Origin of the sequence: Xenorhabdus sp. KK7.4, assembly GCF_963876465.1 — a bacterium.
In the GTDB taxonomy this organism is placed as follows: Bacteria; Pseudomonadota; Gammaproteobacteria; order Enterobacterales; family Enterobacteriaceae; genus Xenorhabdus; species Xenorhabdus stockiae.
On sequence record NZ_CAWNQF010000013.1, the window covers coordinates 1 to 16,745 of the forward strand.

Below are 16,745 nucleotides of genomic sequence, written 5' to 3' on the forward strand. Positions count from 1 at the left end.
TCACTAGAATGCAAATGTCAGATTGCGATGCGCCTGTTAGGGCGCGGCAGGTAAGAGAGCCTTATAGGCGCATATGAAAAACCCCCGGCTATGCCGGGGGATACTTATTGCGTTTCTGGAATATATAAAATTTATTTTTAGAGATAGAAAACCAATTCACGGATATAATTATCGGGCTATTTTAAATACTGATAAAGACTATAACCTGTCACTGCCCCAGCTACATCGTACACAAAATCCTGCCAGCTCCAGCCTGTTCCAGTAGGGCGGCTATCATAAAATTCTTTTGCAGCACCAATTCCAATCGATAGTAATAAACCAAATTGAGCACTTTCGCGATGTTTCCAGTTCTGGTGATCGCCATAAGCGTTACCCGCAGCGGCTATGGCAGCAGAAAATAGAAAATGTTGGGCTTTATCCTTGCCGGTCCAGGTGTCATTTGCCTGGCGAATATTAGTACATGCGGTAGTGGTAGATAGGAGGGATATTACTATTAATATATTTATAAATTTATTTCTTCCGGCCTTTTTCATCTTATTTTTCGCCATTATTAATAATTTAATAAATAATAGCGTTTTGATAAATAAGATACAAAAAATCCTCTCTTGTTATGACAAGAGAGGATTAATAAATGAGATAAATATTTATCTATGTTTACAATATTCTGCTGATCAGGCGGTCAACACGAATACGACGTAAACGGCGTATTAATTTGCGAACCTTAACGGGATAGAGCTGTATACTATCCAGTTCCTGATAACTGGTAATAACCGTTGTATGAGTGCGAATAGAATCCAGTTCTAAAGAGCGTTGTTCTTGCATTTCTTTATGCGGATCGTGAATAAGAATAGCATTTTCTAAATCCAGTCCCCACGCTCGTGGATTGAGATTATTACCGGTGATCAGCTGCCATTTATTATCGACCCAGACGCCTTTTAAGTGATAGCTATTATCTTCATCTTTCCACAGCCGGATAGTCAGCTGCTGGCTATCGATAAAGTGTTGCAATCGACTAGTGAAACGGCGCAAGTTAATCTCATAGAGATAAGGCAACGCTCCGATAATCTTGAATGGCTCTTCGGGCGGGATATAAAAATCATTAGCTGTTTTGTCGCCAATGATAATTTCAATGTGTTTTCCTTGTCGCAGTAACCTTGAGATAGAACGCACCAGTACTGCCGGTAAATTAAAGTAAGGAGTACAGATGACTAACTTCTCCTCGGTGCTGGCGATCAGATGGCAGATAGTTTTATTCAGCGGGTTTTTTTTGCCTAATCCAACAAGCGGAGTGACTGCCAGCTCTTCATTTGAAGCCTGATTTTCAACATGATACGTCGCACTACGTAAGTGGCCCCGAAATTGTCTGATAAAATTCTTTATTTCAAGGCTACGAGGGCGGTTTGGGCAGGCCAGATTATTGACTGCTTTGTCAGAAATAATGCTGTCATCTATATACTGCTTCATGATGGCTGCGAGCTTCGCATTATGCAGTAAATGATAACGATCATAACGATATTTTTCATGGCGGTGCAGATAGACATTATTAATGCTGGCACCACTGTAAATCACAGTGTCGTCAAAGATAAAACCCTTTAAGTGTAAGACACCTAGCGCCTCACGGGTATTGACGGGAACACCAAGAATGGAGATATGGGCATTCGGATATTTTTCAGCCATAGAGCAATACCAGTCTGCATTTGTTGCAGCTGCTTGTGCGCCAATACGACCACGCTGCGCGCGATGCCAATCGACCAGAATTTTGATATCCAGTTCAGGCCGTTTTTGCTTGGCTTCATATAACGCAGTTAAAATATCTTGACCGGCATCGTCATGTTCTAAATATAATGCGGCGATATAAATATGCTTTTTGGCGCCTGCAATGCGTTCCAACAGTGTGCTGCGAAACTCTTCAGATTGATAAAGGGTTTCAATATCAGCAACTGACTGTGGTAATTTAGGCAGTTGTGCAAGGTGTTGTTGGTGTTTTGCTTGTTTAAATTTAGACAACATCACAGTGCGATTTTTCTCTTAGTTTGGATGGTTATAATCCCATCGTAAATTTGTGAATCAAAATGATCTGGCGATGATACCACTAGTTTTGTCAATTGTGGCTAAAGTTTTAAAACAAGATTAACGATACCTTCTTCTAACTGGATATCGATGGTAAATCCCAGTTTTTTAGCCAGCCTGATCATATTGCGGTTTTCTGGCATTGTTATCGCAGTCAAGACCTGTATGCCATGTTCTTTGGCGTAATGAATGAGTTTAGCCATAAGCTGAGATCCTAACGTGATTCCTTTCAGATCCGATCGCACCAATACAGCAAATTCTGCTTCGATATTATCGGGATCAGCCATAGCACGTGCGACACCGATAATTTCTGGTTTTGTTGTCGGATGACGTATTGCGACAAAAGCCATCTCACGGTCATAGTCAATCTGAGTCATATTGGCGAGATCATCATGAGTAAATTCATTGATCTCACTAAAATAACGATAATAAAGATCTTCTTTTGTTACCTGCTCAATGAATTCTTTTAATAGTGGTTCATCTTCCGGCAGAATCGGGCGTAGCAAACAGGTAAAATCGTCTTTGATATAGATAGTTTCTTCCAGTTCATTAGGATAAGGCCGAATTGCCAGTCGATTCCGCGGATCGTCAGTGATTGGGGTTAATTCCATTGTGACATCTAAGAGTGTGAATTCACTTCCCGAAGCCAGTAATGGATGAATATTCAGACGGGTGATTTGGGGGCAATCGATCAGTAAATTAGAGACCCGCACCAGCAGCTGGCTCAGTGAGGGAATATCGAGAGGCTGCAATGATGCTCCGGATTTTATTTTACCACTCTTAATCGCCTGAATGACCAGATAACGTGCCAAAGCCATATTAAGCGGTGGCAGAGCAACCGCCGCCTGCGTTTCATTAACCCAGTCTATCCCGCCTTCTCCAAGCATAATTAAAGGGCCAAAAACTTCATCCTGTTCAATGGCAATTCTCAGTTCCTGTGCACCGGCACGGTTTGCCATATTCTGCACCAATAATCCCTCAATTCTGGCTTGCGGAAAATTCTGTTTTACACGTTCAACAATGGCCTGAGCTGCGGTTTTCACTTCTTCCGCAGTACGAAGATAAAGCATGACACCCTGTACTTCTGATTTATGAGGAATATCAGGTGAGCGAAGTTTCAGCGCCACAGGATAACCAATTTTTTCTGCGATACTGACCGCATCGTCACTGGAGTGAGCAATCCATGTCGGCAACGTATTCAGCCCATAGGCTTCAAGAATAGAATGAACTTCATGCGTATCTAACTGAGTATTACCCTTATCAAGAGCCTGTTGAATGCAATCATGGGCGTGGGCCGTATTTGAAGTAATACCAATTGGCAGGGCAGGTGTTTCTTTGAGTTGTTTCTGATTACGGCGATACTCCACCATATGCATAAATGCGGTGACCGCTCCTTCAGGGGTGCGATAGGTTGGGATCCCGGCTTCGCTGAATAACCGCCTTACTTCCTGTGAAGAATATTCCCCACACCAATTCGTGAATATTGTCAGCCATTTTCCACGGGGATGTTCTTTGATAGTCCGAATAACGTTTACGGCTGTTTGCATACTGTCGGAAATTGCACAGGGAGAATGAATCAACAATAAGGCATCATAGCTACGGCTATCTAACAGTATTTTCAGCGCGTCAATATATTGTGCAGTTGACGAAGCGTCCCCGAGATCCAAAGGGTTTTGTAAGATTTGTACATCCGGTAGTACACTGACCAATTTAGCAATAGTTTCTTCTTCTAAGTCAGCTAATTTACCGGTTCTTCTGATTAGTTCATCTAGTGCCATAGCGGCTGGAGCTGTGCCATTGCTGACAATTAACAGGCGTTCTCCACGTAGTGGACGCATAAAACTCAGTGTTTCGACAGCAGAAAACATTTCATGCGTATCCTGTACGCGTAACAATCCGGCTCTTTGAATTGCGGCATCATAAGCGACATCAAAATTTTGCTGTTCTCCCAGTAACTGCTGCGCTTTACGGGTACGGCTGCTTTTGACTACCAGAATTGGTTTATTGCGTGATGCGCTGCGTGAAGCGGAAAGGAAACGGCGGGCATCGCTAATATGTTCCAGATGCAGGAGGATTGCACTGGTTTTACTATCTCGCGCTAAAAAATCCAGTAGATCATCAATATCAATATCAACGCTATCTCCCAGTGCAATAAAATACGAAAAACCGATATTGCGATGGTTTGCCCAGTCCAGAATCGTGTTGGATATTGCGGCTGATTGCGAAATAAAAGCCAGTTTTCCTTTTAGAATAGGAATAGGAGAGAAACTGGCATTCAGCCCGATCCACGGGGCCAGAATACCGAGGCTGTTAGGCCCAAGAATGCGGATATGATGTTTCTGGCTGTATTGCTTCAGTTCAGCAAACTGGGAGGGATGGGATGAGAGAATGATAACCGTTGTACATCCCAGCTCGGTCAGTTGGGCTAATAATGGTAAGTTACGGCTGTGATGAGTACAAATAACCGCCAAATCGGGCGTTAAGGGTAGCTTGTCGATAGAAGGATATGCCAGCACACCGAGAACAGAACTTTTATTGGGAGTGACGGGAAGGATCGGGCCGGTAAAATTTCCTGCTAACAAATTCCGCATCAGGAGCGAACTGGCTTTTTCTGGTTTCTCGGAAGCTCCGATAACGGCAATGGATTTGGGATGCAGTAGGGCTTCAAGTCCACGCTGGCTCATTTTTCGCTCCTTGTTAAGATCACGTCATCATTAGTTAAGCAACTACCATGAATAACTTTAGCCGTGATCGACAGGAATTACTGTGATTTATACCGCTGGATGATTTGATTTCCCAGCCAGATACTGTTCCCGAAAATGATTGAAATGGTTCAATAATTGTTGGGATGCTTCAAAATCATTGGCTAACTCTAACGCTGCGGCAGCGACCTCAGCAGTACAGTGTTGCTCTTCTCTTGATGGCATTCGCAGTAAATAGTCGATTTTGGCAATGCTATTGATTGATAACAAAGGAATATCATCCAGATATGGGCTTTTGCGAAACATTTTTCTTGCTTCAGGCCAGGTGCCATCCAATATAATGAACAACGGCGCTTTTTGCGTGTCTGGCAGTTGCTGATACACAGTTCGCGATGGTGTGGCGTAACTATCAGGAAAAATCAGATAAGGTTGCCGGCTCGGATCACGCAGTACATCAAGCATTCTGTGGTCAGGCTCAGTTCTTGACCACAGAAACGCCTGTGTATCAGGCAGAACATCTGCAATTAACTTTCCTGTATTACTAGGCTTCATTGGCTCAGTATCAAACATAATAAGGCAAAAACGGCTGTCAGCTTTTGCAGGTGAAATATTTTCACACAGACATCTTTTTTGGGGTAATAAACAGTACGTACAACGTTTAACCCGACAGCCTCTTGCTTGAAAAGGGCGGGTAGAACGCGCAAGACGGTGTTGGCGAAGCTGATAAACGGCGTTGTTATTTCTCATTTAAGAACTCAGAAATGCTCATGTGCAAAGTCAGAAGAAAATTGACGGATATTTTAATTGATTGTCGTTGCCAGAGGTAGCTTCGGAAGCGAACATCGGGTAATCTGCGCGCCATAGAGAAGTTGGAGAAATAGATGAACGATTCCTATAGTGGTAAGAGTGGCAAAGTCAAAGTAATGTATGTCCGTAATGAGGGCAGCAATGACAGCCGTAATAATAATGATCGTCGTAACAACAATGATCGCCGTAACAGCAATGATCGTCATAACAACAATAAACGCCCGTCAGGTAAAGGACGCGAGCAGGGCGGCAGACGTTACGACAATGATCGTCCTGAGCAACCAAAAGAGCGTTCTCCATGGAGAACAGTTTCCCGCTCGCCAGATGAAGAGTCAAAACCTGATCATGGCGGCATTAGTGGCAGAAGCCATATCGATCCTGAACAACTGCGTCGTCAGAGACTGGAAGAAACCCGGATCTATGGCGAAAATGCGTGTCAGGCAATGTTCCAGAATCGCCCGGATGCAATTGTGAGAGCATGGTTTGTTCAGTCAGTAACCCCTCGTTTTCGTGATGCACTGAAATGGATGGCAGCAAACCGTAAGGCTTACCATGTAGTGGATGATGAAGAATTAGCAAAAGCATCCGGTACGGAGCATCATGGCGGCGTTTGTTTTCTGATTAAAAAACGTAATGGCCTGAATGCCGAAACTTATCTGCAACAGGCTCCGGCAAAAGATTGCGTATTGGCATTAGAAAATGTCGGTAATCCACATAACCTCGGCGCAATTATGCGTAGCTGTGCTCATTTTGGCGTACAGGGTGTGATATTGCAGGATACGACAATGCTGGAATCCGGTGCGGCAGTCCGTACTGCGGAAGGTGGTGCTGAACACGTTAAAGGTATTGATGCAGATGGTTTTACCACAGCACTGAGCCAATTCCGTGATGCAGGTTATACCATTGTGACCACATCAAGTCATAAAGGCAGCACAAAACTGGCAGAAGCTAAACTTCCTGAAAAAATGGTTCTGGTACTGGGGCAGGAAGGCGACGGCCTGAGTGACAGCGTCTGGGAAGATGGTGATATCCGTCTCTCGATTGGTGGTACTGGTCGGGTCGAAAGCCTGAACGTTTCTGTCGCAACAGGGGTTATGCTGGCGGAATGGTGGCGTCAGAATAAAATCTGATTGTTAATAAAGAATATAACTTCTTTTATAAATAAGGCTCTGAATTTTCAATCAGAGCCTTATTCTTTTGAAAAAATAAATAACTCACAACAATTAAATTTAATAAATAATATCAACCGTAATAATTTGGTTTTAATATCACAAATATTAATTTTAAATAAAATTATTTATTTTTGAAATTTATTTAGATTCCTTATGTTATACCTTTGAACCTACCTTTACCCATTTCCTTCGTCTTTTGAGTTGTCTCTTTTGCTAGCTAAGGCTGCTTATCCCAATCATTCCCGGTTGCCGTAATTTATCCTGAAATGCGTTATGTATAAAACCTTTGCAGTAATATGGTTGTTAATGATAATGGTTTTAATTATCATTCGCTAAAGCGTGTCTCTTATGAATACAGGGTGTGGTAATGGATATGAATGAAAAATTTTATTACATGATCTCGCTGTACACCGGAGCTGAACTTGGTTCCTGAATTCTCTAAGAGAAAATACAGGATCACCATTCAGATAAATAATCAAAAAATTGAAGAAAAAATAATAGAAAATCATTTTGATAACAGGACAAAAAAAGAGTGATTAACACAATTTCTCATCGAAATCATTTAACCAAGAAAAAATTACTTTCAGTCCTAATCCCGCTGCTTATTACAGGGAACAGTACGGCAATAGCGGAAGAAGGGCATGGGCAGAATGATAAAATTGTCGTAATAGCAGGAACTCCGGGGCATGAAGGAGTCACTGAAGACAGCGAGATGTACAATACGACTTCAATGGTAACCTCAACCGGCCTGAATTTATCTGCACGTGAAACGCCACAAAGTGTCAGTGTGATGACTAAGCAGTTGATGATAGATGAGAATCTGGACAGTGTAAAAAGTGCCATCGGTAGTATCACAGGCATGACAGTGAATCAGGCTGACAGCGATCGCTTTACCTTTTCGTCAAGGGGGATGACGGTCAGAAATATGTTGCGTGATGGCGTACCAACCTTTTACGACATTCGCTTTAATTACGGTGATAACCTGATGGATACTATCATGTTTGACCGTCTGGAAGTTGTGCGTGGTGCTGCGGGTTTGATGGTGGGGCCGGGTACACCTTCTGCGGCAGTGAATGTGATCCGTAAACGCCCAACCAAAGAATTCCGTGGTGAAGTTACTTTGGAAGGCGGTTCCTGGGATAAATGGCGAACAGGCCTTGATTTATCCAGCTCATTAAATGAAAGCGGCACAATCAGAGGCCGTTTTGTCACAGCTTACCAACGTTCCAACTCTTTTATTGATCGTGACAAGCACGAGAAATACCCATTCTACGGCATTATTGAAGCTGACTTGACAGCGAATACTCTGCTAACTATTGGTGCTGATTATCAGATTAACCATACCCGTGGCGGAATGTTTGGTGGTTTGCCGATTTATTTTAAAGATGGCAGCAAAACTGACTATAAACGTAGTAACAGTTATGCACCTGATTGGGCATTCTCAAAAGTCCGTTCGTCCTCTGTTTTTACCAGCCTACAACATAAATTCGATAATGGCTGGGGTGTGAAAGGAACCTTTACCTATGATAATAATGCCCTTGATCAAAAAGTATTATGGGCAACGGGTTTTCCTGATCGGGCGACGAATGAGGGAATGTATCCGGGGAATATAACATTGATCGATGGAACCCGACATCAGCGCAATGTTGATTTACAGGTCAATGGTAATTACGGATTACTAGGGCGTATTCATCACGCTAGTTTTGGTTTGAACTACCAAAAACAGAACTTCAGGAATGACTATTACAATGCTCCATGCATGAAGCCGTCTTTTAGCTGTAATAAATATCCACTGGGTGATTTCACTAAGCCTTCATGGGATTATCCTGAGCCAATCTGGAGTGAAACCCGAGATAATGGTTCAGATGGCTACATAGAGCAAACAGCGGGTTATGCGGTTACTCAGCTATCATTAGCCGATCCATTAACGCTGATTCTTGGTGGGCGTATCACAAACTGGAAAACCCGTGGTGATAATTTTGGTACACCGCAGAATGGCACCTACAATAATGAATTTTTGTCATATGGTGGATTAGTTTATAACCTCACTTCCGATTTCTCCGTTTATGGTAGCTATACCAAAATTTTTGAACCGGAAGGCCGGATTAACCGTGATAACCAACTGCTGAAGCCAGTTACCGGAGAAAATTACGAATTAGGGCTGAAAGGTGTCGCTTTTGATAACGGCCTTGATTATTCTCTGGCTCTCTTCGAGATCCATCAAAATAATTACACAATCCGTGATAATTCCCCACAGAGGCATCCGGAGATTCCAAAGAACTCAGTTGTTTATTCTGTCGTTAATAAAGTAAAAACCCGTGGTTTTGAATCTGAAATCACTGGTCAGATTACCGATAACTGGCGTATTTACGCTGGGTACACCCAATTCCGCGCTATATTGCCTGACGGTAAACGTACCAATACAGATAAACCAAACCGTTTGTTCAAGCTATTCACGACTTATACCTTACCTGATGCCCTGAGCGACCTGACTCTTGGCGGTGGTGTTAACTGGCAGGGTAAAACACGGTTGGAGCTTAATAGCCCAGACGGCATACGTGAAGATGGGCAACGTAGCTTTACCACGGTTGATTTGATGGGACGCTACCATTTCACTCCGGATATTTCCCTGACTGTTAATCTGAATAATCTGTTCGACAAAAAATACTACACCTCATTTGGTAGCTACACCCAGTATTACTATGGTGAACCACGTAATGTCTCAGCGACTTTACGTTATAAGTTCTAACTGATTAACGGACAGCGGCGATGCATTTTTATCCATTAATGTTGATACAGAAAATATACACACATTGCAAAATATGGGTCGTCGTACCGCTGGTACTGCTGGCCGGTTTATTGGCAGGTTGTGATAAGCCAGCGCCAGCAGACGCGTTACAGAAAAATACCACTGGCTACCCTAAGACGATTACGACTGAGTTGGGAACTGCGGTAATTAACCAGCCAGCGCAACGCGTTGTAGCGCTGGGAACCGGTACTGAAGATATTTTATTAGATCTTGGCATTATTCCCGTAGGTGTTGAATCGCATCGCTGGGGTGGTGATGCAGACGGATATTTACCCTGGTTCAGGGAAGAAATAGAGCGACGTGGAGCAAAATTACCGGTGGTTATCGAAATGTATCCGGAGCTGGATATTGAGAAGATCATTAAATTAAAACCGGATCTGATTCTGGCAACACAATCAGGTATCACACAGGAAAATTATGATCATCTGTCTCATTTTGTGCCTGTCGTTGCCTATCCCCATAAACCGTGGCAGACAACACCCCGGCAACAGATCGAACTAGTCGCCCGCGCACTGGATAAAATACCACAGGGAGAAACGCTCAGTACCGAACTGGATACTATTCTGACTCGGGCAGGAAGTACAATCCCTAATATAGCCCGTTATTCTTTTGCTTATATTAAAGCAGGAACAACAGGTAACACCTTATCTATCTACGTCAAAAATGATCCACGCGTAGATACCCTTGTCCATCTCGGTTTGTCCTTACTTCCACTGGCTGATTTCCTGACCGCGCCTTTTGGCAGTTTTACAGGCAACATTGGTTTGGAAAATGCGGATCTACTTAATGGTGCAGATATTCTGGTGACTTGGTATAGCAGTGAAAAAGAGCGTCAGCAGACAGAAGCACAACCTTTGTTTCGTTCAATCAGGGCGGTACATCAGGGAGGATATATTCCACTGACCGATCAATCTATTGTGATGTCGATGTCTTATGGCTCACCACTGAGCTTGCGTTGGGGGCTACCCAGATTTATGCCATTGCTGAAGCAGGAGATAGCAAAACATGAAAAACCCTAAACGGCATAAGGTTCGTATCTTGGGTTTGGTATTGATGGCCTTGCTGACCTGTCTTTGCATTATTGCCAGTCTGAGCCTGGGCTCGAAACCAATACCAATGTCAGCAGTCTGGCTGCATTACTGGCAGGGCGATCAGGGCAGCTACTATGATTTAGTCATCAATGCCCGTGAGCCGCGTACTCTTATTGGCCTGATGGCCGGAGCTGCATTGGCTCTCGCGGGAGCAGTCACTCAGGGCTTGCTGCGCAATCCGTTGGGGGATCCGGGATTATTAGGAATTAATGCGGGAGCGGCAGTTACCGTGGTTTTTTTCTCTTTTATTCCGGCGCTAGAGGGATTCTCCCGTTTTTGGAGTGCATTTATTGGCGCGGGTTTATCAACCTTATTGTTCTATTTACTCAGCGGCGGTGCCCGTAATACTAACCCTGTACGGCTGGTTCTGACAGGTGCGGCTATCAATGCCTGCCTGTTTGCGGTTGTACAGGGAGTGGTATTGATAAACGCACAGGTAATGGACAGTTACCGTTTCTGGACAGTGGGTTCATTGAGTGCGATGTCGCTGAATGAGGCCAGTTTACTGATACCTTACCTGCTGGTGGCGATTGTATTGACGCTTTCACTCAGTGCTTCATTAAATGTCATGGTTTTTGGGGAGGGAATTGCAGGCGCTCTCGGCGCTAACGTTGCCCGTACCCGTATTCTGTCACTATTAAGTGCCACGATGTTGGCTGCCGGAGCGACAGCAATGGCTGGCCCAATTGCTTTTATTGGTCTGGCAGCACCACATCTGATGCGGGCATGGGTAGGCAGTGATTTTCGTTGGTTGTTGCCTTACTGCCTGTTTGCCGGCCCTTGCCTGTTATTGATATCAGATGTTGTGGGGCGGTTATTAATATCGCCTGAAGAAATCATGGTCGGCATTATTACCGCCTGTATTGGTGCTCCGCTGCTTTATCTGGTTGCTAAAAACCGGACACAAAAAATCATGGTGGAATAGAGCATGACTCAGATTTATTCACCGAGGCCAATAAGGCAACAAGCTGTCAGAACTTTCTCACTGGGAAGAGCTATATTCATCAGCCCATCATGGCACACGAGTAAGGTAATCATGCTCATTCTGCTGTTGCTGGTGGCGCTTTTCTATCTGACGTTGTCATCGGGCAGGAAAGGGATGGATAACCCCTTTCTGGGGACAGGAAACTCCTATCAGGAATTTATTTTATTGCAAATCCGCTTACCCAGAGCGTTGTTAGCAATAGGGGCCGGAATGGCTCTGGCGCTTTCGGGAGCGCTTTTTCAGCTGACGACCCGTAACACACTTGGCAGCCCGGACATCATCGGTATCAATGCGGGTGCCGCACTGGGGATTATGGTTGCATTGCTTGTCTGGCCTGATGTATTGCCAGCCTCTGTAGGGGCAATATCAGGTGCCGGGCTTGCAGTATTGCTGGTTTATCTCGGCAATGGTGCAGGGCTGGGCAGAATGCAAACAGGTAAAATCGTGATATCCGGCGTGGCCATTGCTGCATTCTCTATGGCAATCGTTGATTTTGCTGTTTCAAATATTCGTGTTGAACAGGCCCAGCAAATACGTGCATTACTGAGTGGTAGCCTCGCCAGCAGGGGATGGCGGGATGTGGCAATTATTAGTGGGCTGGTCGTTTTCACTCCCGTTTTATTTTGGCTGGGCAGGCAATTACGTTATACCCATTTTGGTGACGATATAGCTAATACATTGGGTGTGCCCGTACGCCTTATCCAGATTATCAGTATATTACTGGCTGTCATTTTCGCTGCAATGTCAGTATTAGTTGTCGGCCCCATTTCTTTTATTGCCCTGTCTGCGCCACAAATTGCCCGTCGGTTAGTCCATGCGAAAGGTGCTGCATTATTTTGCTCAGCTTTAGTTGGTGCTTTACTGATGCTGCTGTCTGATTTTATTACCCTAATTTTACCTACTCCGGCACGTTTGCCTGTTGGTTTAGTGACTGCGGTGATTGGGGGAATCTACTTGATGTATTTACTGTATGCAGAATTAAGGAGAACACGATAATGCCATCGGATGCGAATTCCCCAGAGGTGATTTCACGGCTTAAAGCCCGGAGTCTTTCACTGGCATACGGTAAAAAAACGATTATTGAAGATATTAATCTTGCAATCCACGATAACGAGTTCAGCGTTATTATTGGCCCTAATGGGTGTGGAAAATCGACGTTGCTGCGGGCAATTAGCCGAAGCATGCATCCACAACACGGTGAAATTCAACTTGATGGAATAAATATCCATCGTTATAAGCCAAAAGCGGTTGCACGTGAATTGTCACTGTTAACCCAAGGGGCAATTGTGACGGAAGCGTTGACGATTTATGACCTTGTTTCCCGCGGTCGCTATGCTTATCAGACTTTCCTGCGGCAATGGTCAGAAACAGATGAACGCATTGTCAGAGAAGCCTTACAGGCTGTCGATTTATGGGATATGTCGGAAAAATTTGTCAGCGAACTCTCTGGAGGCCAGCGTCAGCGGGCATGGTTTGCCATGACACTGGCACAACAAACGCCGATTATCCTACTGGATGAGCCGACGACTTATCTGGATATTTCTCATCAGATTGAAATGCTTGATTTATGCCAGCGCTTACATCAGCAGGGGAAAACACTGGTATTGGTTTTACACGATATTAATTTAGCTCTGCGCTATGCTACACGATTGATCATGATGAAGAATGGTCATATTTATGCGGAAGGAAAGCCTGAAGAAATTATCACAGAGCAGAGTATTGCCGATGTATTTGGTCTGGCATGCCGAATTATCCGTGATCCAGAATCCGATAAACCATTAATTATTCCAAGATATTATGGAAGGGTGTAGAATGACTCAGATAACGTTAGAAGTAGATGTTAATAATATTGTTAGTTTATTCGACAGCGCATTCAGCCATTTTAATTCATCTATGAAAGTGAATGCAGAAAATATTCCAGAAGATAGCATGGTATTTCACCAATGGTCGGATGAAAAAGAATTTTTATTATTAATGCAACGTTACCATAATGAGTATTATGCAAATAGTGATCAGAAGCCGAATAATAAAGGGCTTTATTCTTTATGGGCACAGTGGTATTTCGGTTTAGTTGTTCCTCCAATGATGCTAATGCTGCTGGAATACCCTCAGGCGGCAGATGCTGATTATAATCTTTTTCAGGTTGAATTTCATGAAAGCGGCCGGCCTAATATGGTTTACTATCAATTAACTTGGATGGATGAGCCTCTGTCCTTACTGGAACGCTATTATGCTTTATTGGATCGCCATATTATTCCGGTCTGTGAAAAGATTGAATCTTATAAAGGAATTAATGGGCGTTTGCTATGGAATAATATTGGTTATGTGATGTATTGGTATTTAAGTAACTTTAAAGAAAGAATGAGTGATGAACAATATCAAATATTGGTCAATAATCTTTTCTTTGAAGCAAAATTACCTGATGGCAGAGATAACCCATTATATCGTACAGTGATATTAAGAAATAACATTATACAGCGTCGCTGTTGTTGCCAGCGGAATAAATTACCGGGAGTAGGAAACTGTCGTGACTGCCCACTTGAAATTGGTTAATCAACAGGAGTCGCTTGGCCAATTCTGCTTTGGGATAAATTGATATACGGCGAGTGGATTTTCAGGGGGTTAAACTGGAACACTCTCAGGTTGCTGAAATCATGGAACAGCTCGGCATTGTGGTTATTGGCTAGCAGCAGGATGCATGTCAGGCGGTCAATCACGGCAATACATCCGAAACAGTCTGGCTAAATGCTCTCCGGCGGGGGTTAAATTGGTATCTTTACGACGGATCAGACAAAACATGGCTAATGGAAGCTGTTCTTTAAGGTCTAAGGCGACAAATTGCTGATGAAACAGTACATCATCTGCTAAATCGACAGCGACGATGGTCACAAAATCACTTTTGGCAACGAGGCTCATGCAAGACATCAATGTTTCGCACGTGACGCTGAAGACAGGAGGCTTCTCCATTAATGAAAGCCTTTCGAATAAACTGCGATAATAGGTACCTTTTGGTGTTGGCATGGTCCAGTTGCAATCAGATAGCTCTTCTAGAGAGGTCGCATGCTGTTTGGGGTGCCCTTTACGCACAATCACTTTGTACTCTTTTTCCATCAACCTCTCAAAGCTGAGGTCTGCATCTGTATTCTCGGGATAATAGGTATTCACAGAGAAATCCAGTTCACCTTGTCTGAGTTGGGGTAACATAGCCAATAACTGCCCTTCAACAATACGCAATTTGACGGTGGGGTAATTGCGATGAAATTGTGTAATGATTTTTGGCATGATTGTGCGGACAATACAGCCAGCAACGCCAATATTGATGACACCACCGAGTAATCCAATACGTTGCTGAATATCTTCTTGAGCAATTCTCAACTCTTCAAGTATCAAGCTGGCACGTGATAAAAAACTTTGCCCGCACTCTGTTAAATGAATGCCCTGATTACTGCGTATAAATAATTTTGCCCCCAGTGAATCTTCCAATTCACGAACGGATTTTGTCAAAGCAGGTTGCGAAAGTGACAAGGATCGGCTTGCTGCTCGAATACTGCCATAGCGGCTAATTTCAACAAAAGCCCGTAACTGATTGAGTTTTATTGGCATCACTATTTTCTCTTTTGCGATAACTATTAGTTATATAGATGAAGTTAATTGTATCTCATTTAAGCAGCGCCTCTTGTCTACATTAATTAAAAACAAACTACTGATGTGATAACTAAAAGGGATAGGCATATGCAAACTTTATTGAATGAATCTATTCGGCAAATTGCCGGACAACTACAAAACTGGCGTCGTGATTTTCACCATTTTGCTGAGTCAGGCTGGTTTGAATTCAGAACCGCGACCCTTGTTGCTGATGAGCTACACCGGTTAGGTTATAGCCTGAAAATGGGGCAGGAGGTGATTAAAGCCGATGCGAGAATGGGGCTGCCTTCAGTACAGGCATTACAGGAGCAAGAACAGCGAGCCATCCAACAGGGCGCGAAGGTAGAATGGTTGCCGCATTTTTCCGGTGGTTTTACTGGCATTGTCGCAACACTGGATACCGGCAAAGCAGGCCCGACACTGGCATTCCGGGTTGATATGGATGCACTTGATTTGAATGAAGATCAGACTCATGTTCATCGCCCTCATGCTGAAGATTTTTCTTCCTGTAATGCACATATGATGCATGCCTGTGGTCATGATGGTCACACAGCTATCGGGCTCGGACTTGCGCGTATATTGAAGCAATATGAAAATCGGCTCACAGGAAAAATCAAACTGATATTTCAGCCCGCAGAAGAAGGGACAAGAGGGGCTAAATCAATGGTTGAGGCCGGGGTTGTGGATGATGTTGATTTTTTTATCGCCATCCATATTGGCCTCGGTATACCTATGGGGGAATTAGTTTGTGGTAATGATAGTTTTCTGGCGACGACCAAAATTGATGTCACTTATCACGGGGCTGCTTCTCATGCGGGCGGAAAGCCGGAAGAAGGAAAAAATGCTTTGTTGGCTGCGGCTCAGGCTACGGTAGGACTGCATGCAATTTCTCATCACAGCAAAGGTATTTCGCGTATTAATGTTGGCGTATTACAGGCTGGTACTGGTCGTAATGTTATTCCTGACTATGCATTAATGAAAGTGGAAACCCGTGGTGAAACGAATGAAATCAACGAGTTTATCTACAGTCACGCCCTCGATGTTATCGAAGGCGCAGCAAAAATGCAGAATGTGGAGTATGAAATCGAGCTAATGGGGGCAGCGAAAAGTAGTAAACCCAGTCCGGCATGGGTCGATTTTATTTATCAGCAGGCTCAACAGCATGTCCCTGAGCTTTCATCTGTTGTTAAAAGCGGTCGTCAATCCGTAGGTTCAGAAGATGCAACTTATTTTATGGAGCGGGTTAAAGCAAACGGAGGTCTGGCTTCTTACCTTATTTTCGGTACTGAACTCAGTGCAGGCCATCATCATGGGCAGTTTGATTTTAATGAAGATGTACTGGCAATTGCAGTGAAAACACTGGCAACCATCACCATTCACCTACCTGATTTTGACGCTCAGCGTCACCAATAACATTTATTAGGCTTGTCTGTTCAGGGCAAACCTGCATCCAGACACAACCGC

At 43.8% G+C, this 16,745-nt stretch carries 13 protein-coding genes; 8 read left to right on the forward strand and 5 right to left on the reverse strand.

The features are described from left to right. Positions 1–176 precede the first annotated feature (176 nt). From AACS90_RS03095 to AACS90_RS03110, 4 genes are all read right to left on the reverse strand, one after another. On the reverse strand, positions 177–533 hold the full coding sequence (locus AACS90_RS03095) for a YfiM family lipoprotein (RefSeq protein WP_099121655.1): 357 nt from the start codon (positions 531–533) through the stop codon (positions 177–179). Positions 534–654: 121 nt separating this feature from the next. Further along, positions 655–2,010 (reverse strand): CDP-diacylglycerol--serine O-phosphatidyltransferase, encoded by a 1,356-nt coding sequence (gene pssA, locus AACS90_RS03100; RefSeq protein WP_193757176.1) that lies wholly within the window; start codon positions 2,008–2,010, stop codon positions 655–657. 101 nt (positions 2,011–2,111) lie between these two features. After that, entirely contained in the window at positions 2,112–4,754 is a 2,643-nt protein-coding gene (locus AACS90_RS03105; RefSeq protein ID WP_099121657.1) for a bifunctional acetate--CoA ligase family protein/GNAT family N-acetyltransferase, read from the reverse strand. Between the two features lie 87 nt (positions 4,755–4,841). Then, positions 4,842–5,519 carry a tRNA-uridine aminocarboxypropyltransferase gene (locus AACS90_RS03110; protein ID WP_099121658.1) on the reverse strand — a complete coding sequence of 226 codons (678 nt, stop codon included), beginning with the start codon at positions 5,517–5,519 and terminating at the stop codon, positions 4,842–4,844. A gap of 134 nt (positions 5,520–5,653) precedes the next feature. On the opposite strand from AACS90_RS03110, the gene AACS90_RS03115 reads away from it, so the two are divergent. From AACS90_RS03115 to fhuF, 7 genes are all read left to right on the forward strand, one after another. Beyond that, positions 5,654–6,709: a tRNA/rRNA methyltransferase gene (locus tag AACS90_RS03115; protein WP_099121659.1), complete on the forward strand. Its 1,056-nt coding sequence runs from the start codon at positions 5,654–5,656 to the stop codon at positions 6,707–6,709. A 574-nt stretch (positions 6,710–7,283) separates the two neighbouring features. Further along, on the forward strand, positions 7,284–9,500 hold the full coding sequence (locus AACS90_RS03120; protein WP_099121660.1) for a TonB-dependent siderophore receptor: 2,217 nt from the start codon (positions 7,284–7,286) through the stop codon (positions 9,498–9,500). 20 nt (positions 9,501–9,520) lie between these two features. After that, positions 9,521–10,579, forward strand: a complete 1,059-nt coding sequence (locus AACS90_RS03125; protein WP_241538217.1) for an iron-siderophore ABC transporter substrate-binding protein — start codon at positions 9,521–9,523, stop codon at positions 10,577–10,579. Further along, positions 10,566–11,576 (forward strand): FecCD family ABC transporter permease, encoded by a 1,011-nt coding sequence (locus tag AACS90_RS03130; protein WP_099121661.1) that lies wholly within the window; start codon positions 10,566–10,568, stop codon positions 11,574–11,576. The genes AACS90_RS03125 and AACS90_RS03130 overlap by 14 nt, the downstream gene beginning before the upstream one ends. Before the next feature lie 3 nt (positions 11,577–11,579). Continuing rightward, entirely contained in the window at positions 11,580–12,632 is a 1,053-nt protein-coding gene (locus AACS90_RS03135; protein WP_099121662.1) for a FecCD family ABC transporter permease, read from the forward strand. Next, a complete protein-coding gene (locus AACS90_RS03140; protein WP_099121663.1) occupies positions 12,632–13,447 on the forward strand; it encodes an ABC transporter ATP-binding protein in 816 nt (271 codons plus the stop codon). The genes AACS90_RS03135 and AACS90_RS03140 overlap by 1 nt, the downstream gene beginning before the upstream one ends. 1 nt (position 13,448) lies before the next feature. After that, positions 13,449–14,189 (forward strand): siderophore-iron reductase FhuF, encoded by a 741-nt coding sequence (gene fhuF / locus AACS90_RS03145; protein WP_241538218.1) that lies wholly within the window; start codon positions 13,449–13,451, stop codon positions 14,187–14,189. Between the two features lie 156 nt (positions 14,190–14,345). On the opposite strand, the gene AACS90_RS03150 is transcribed toward fhuF, so the two are convergent. Then, the gene (locus tag AACS90_RS03150; protein WP_193757174.1) at positions 14,346–15,239 is read right to left on the reverse strand and encodes a LysR family transcriptional regulator; all 894 of its coding nucleotides are present in this window, start codon (positions 15,237–15,239) and stop codon (positions 14,346–14,348) included. A gap of 129 nt (positions 15,240–15,368) precedes the next feature. On the opposite strand from AACS90_RS03150, the gene AACS90_RS03155 reads away from it, so the two are divergent. Further along, positions 15,369–16,694 (forward strand): M20 family metallo-hydrolase, encoded by a 1,326-nt coding sequence (locus tag AACS90_RS03155; protein ID WP_099121666.1) that lies wholly within the window; start codon positions 15,369–15,371, stop codon positions 16,692–16,694. Positions 16,695–16,745 lie beyond the last annotated feature (51 nt).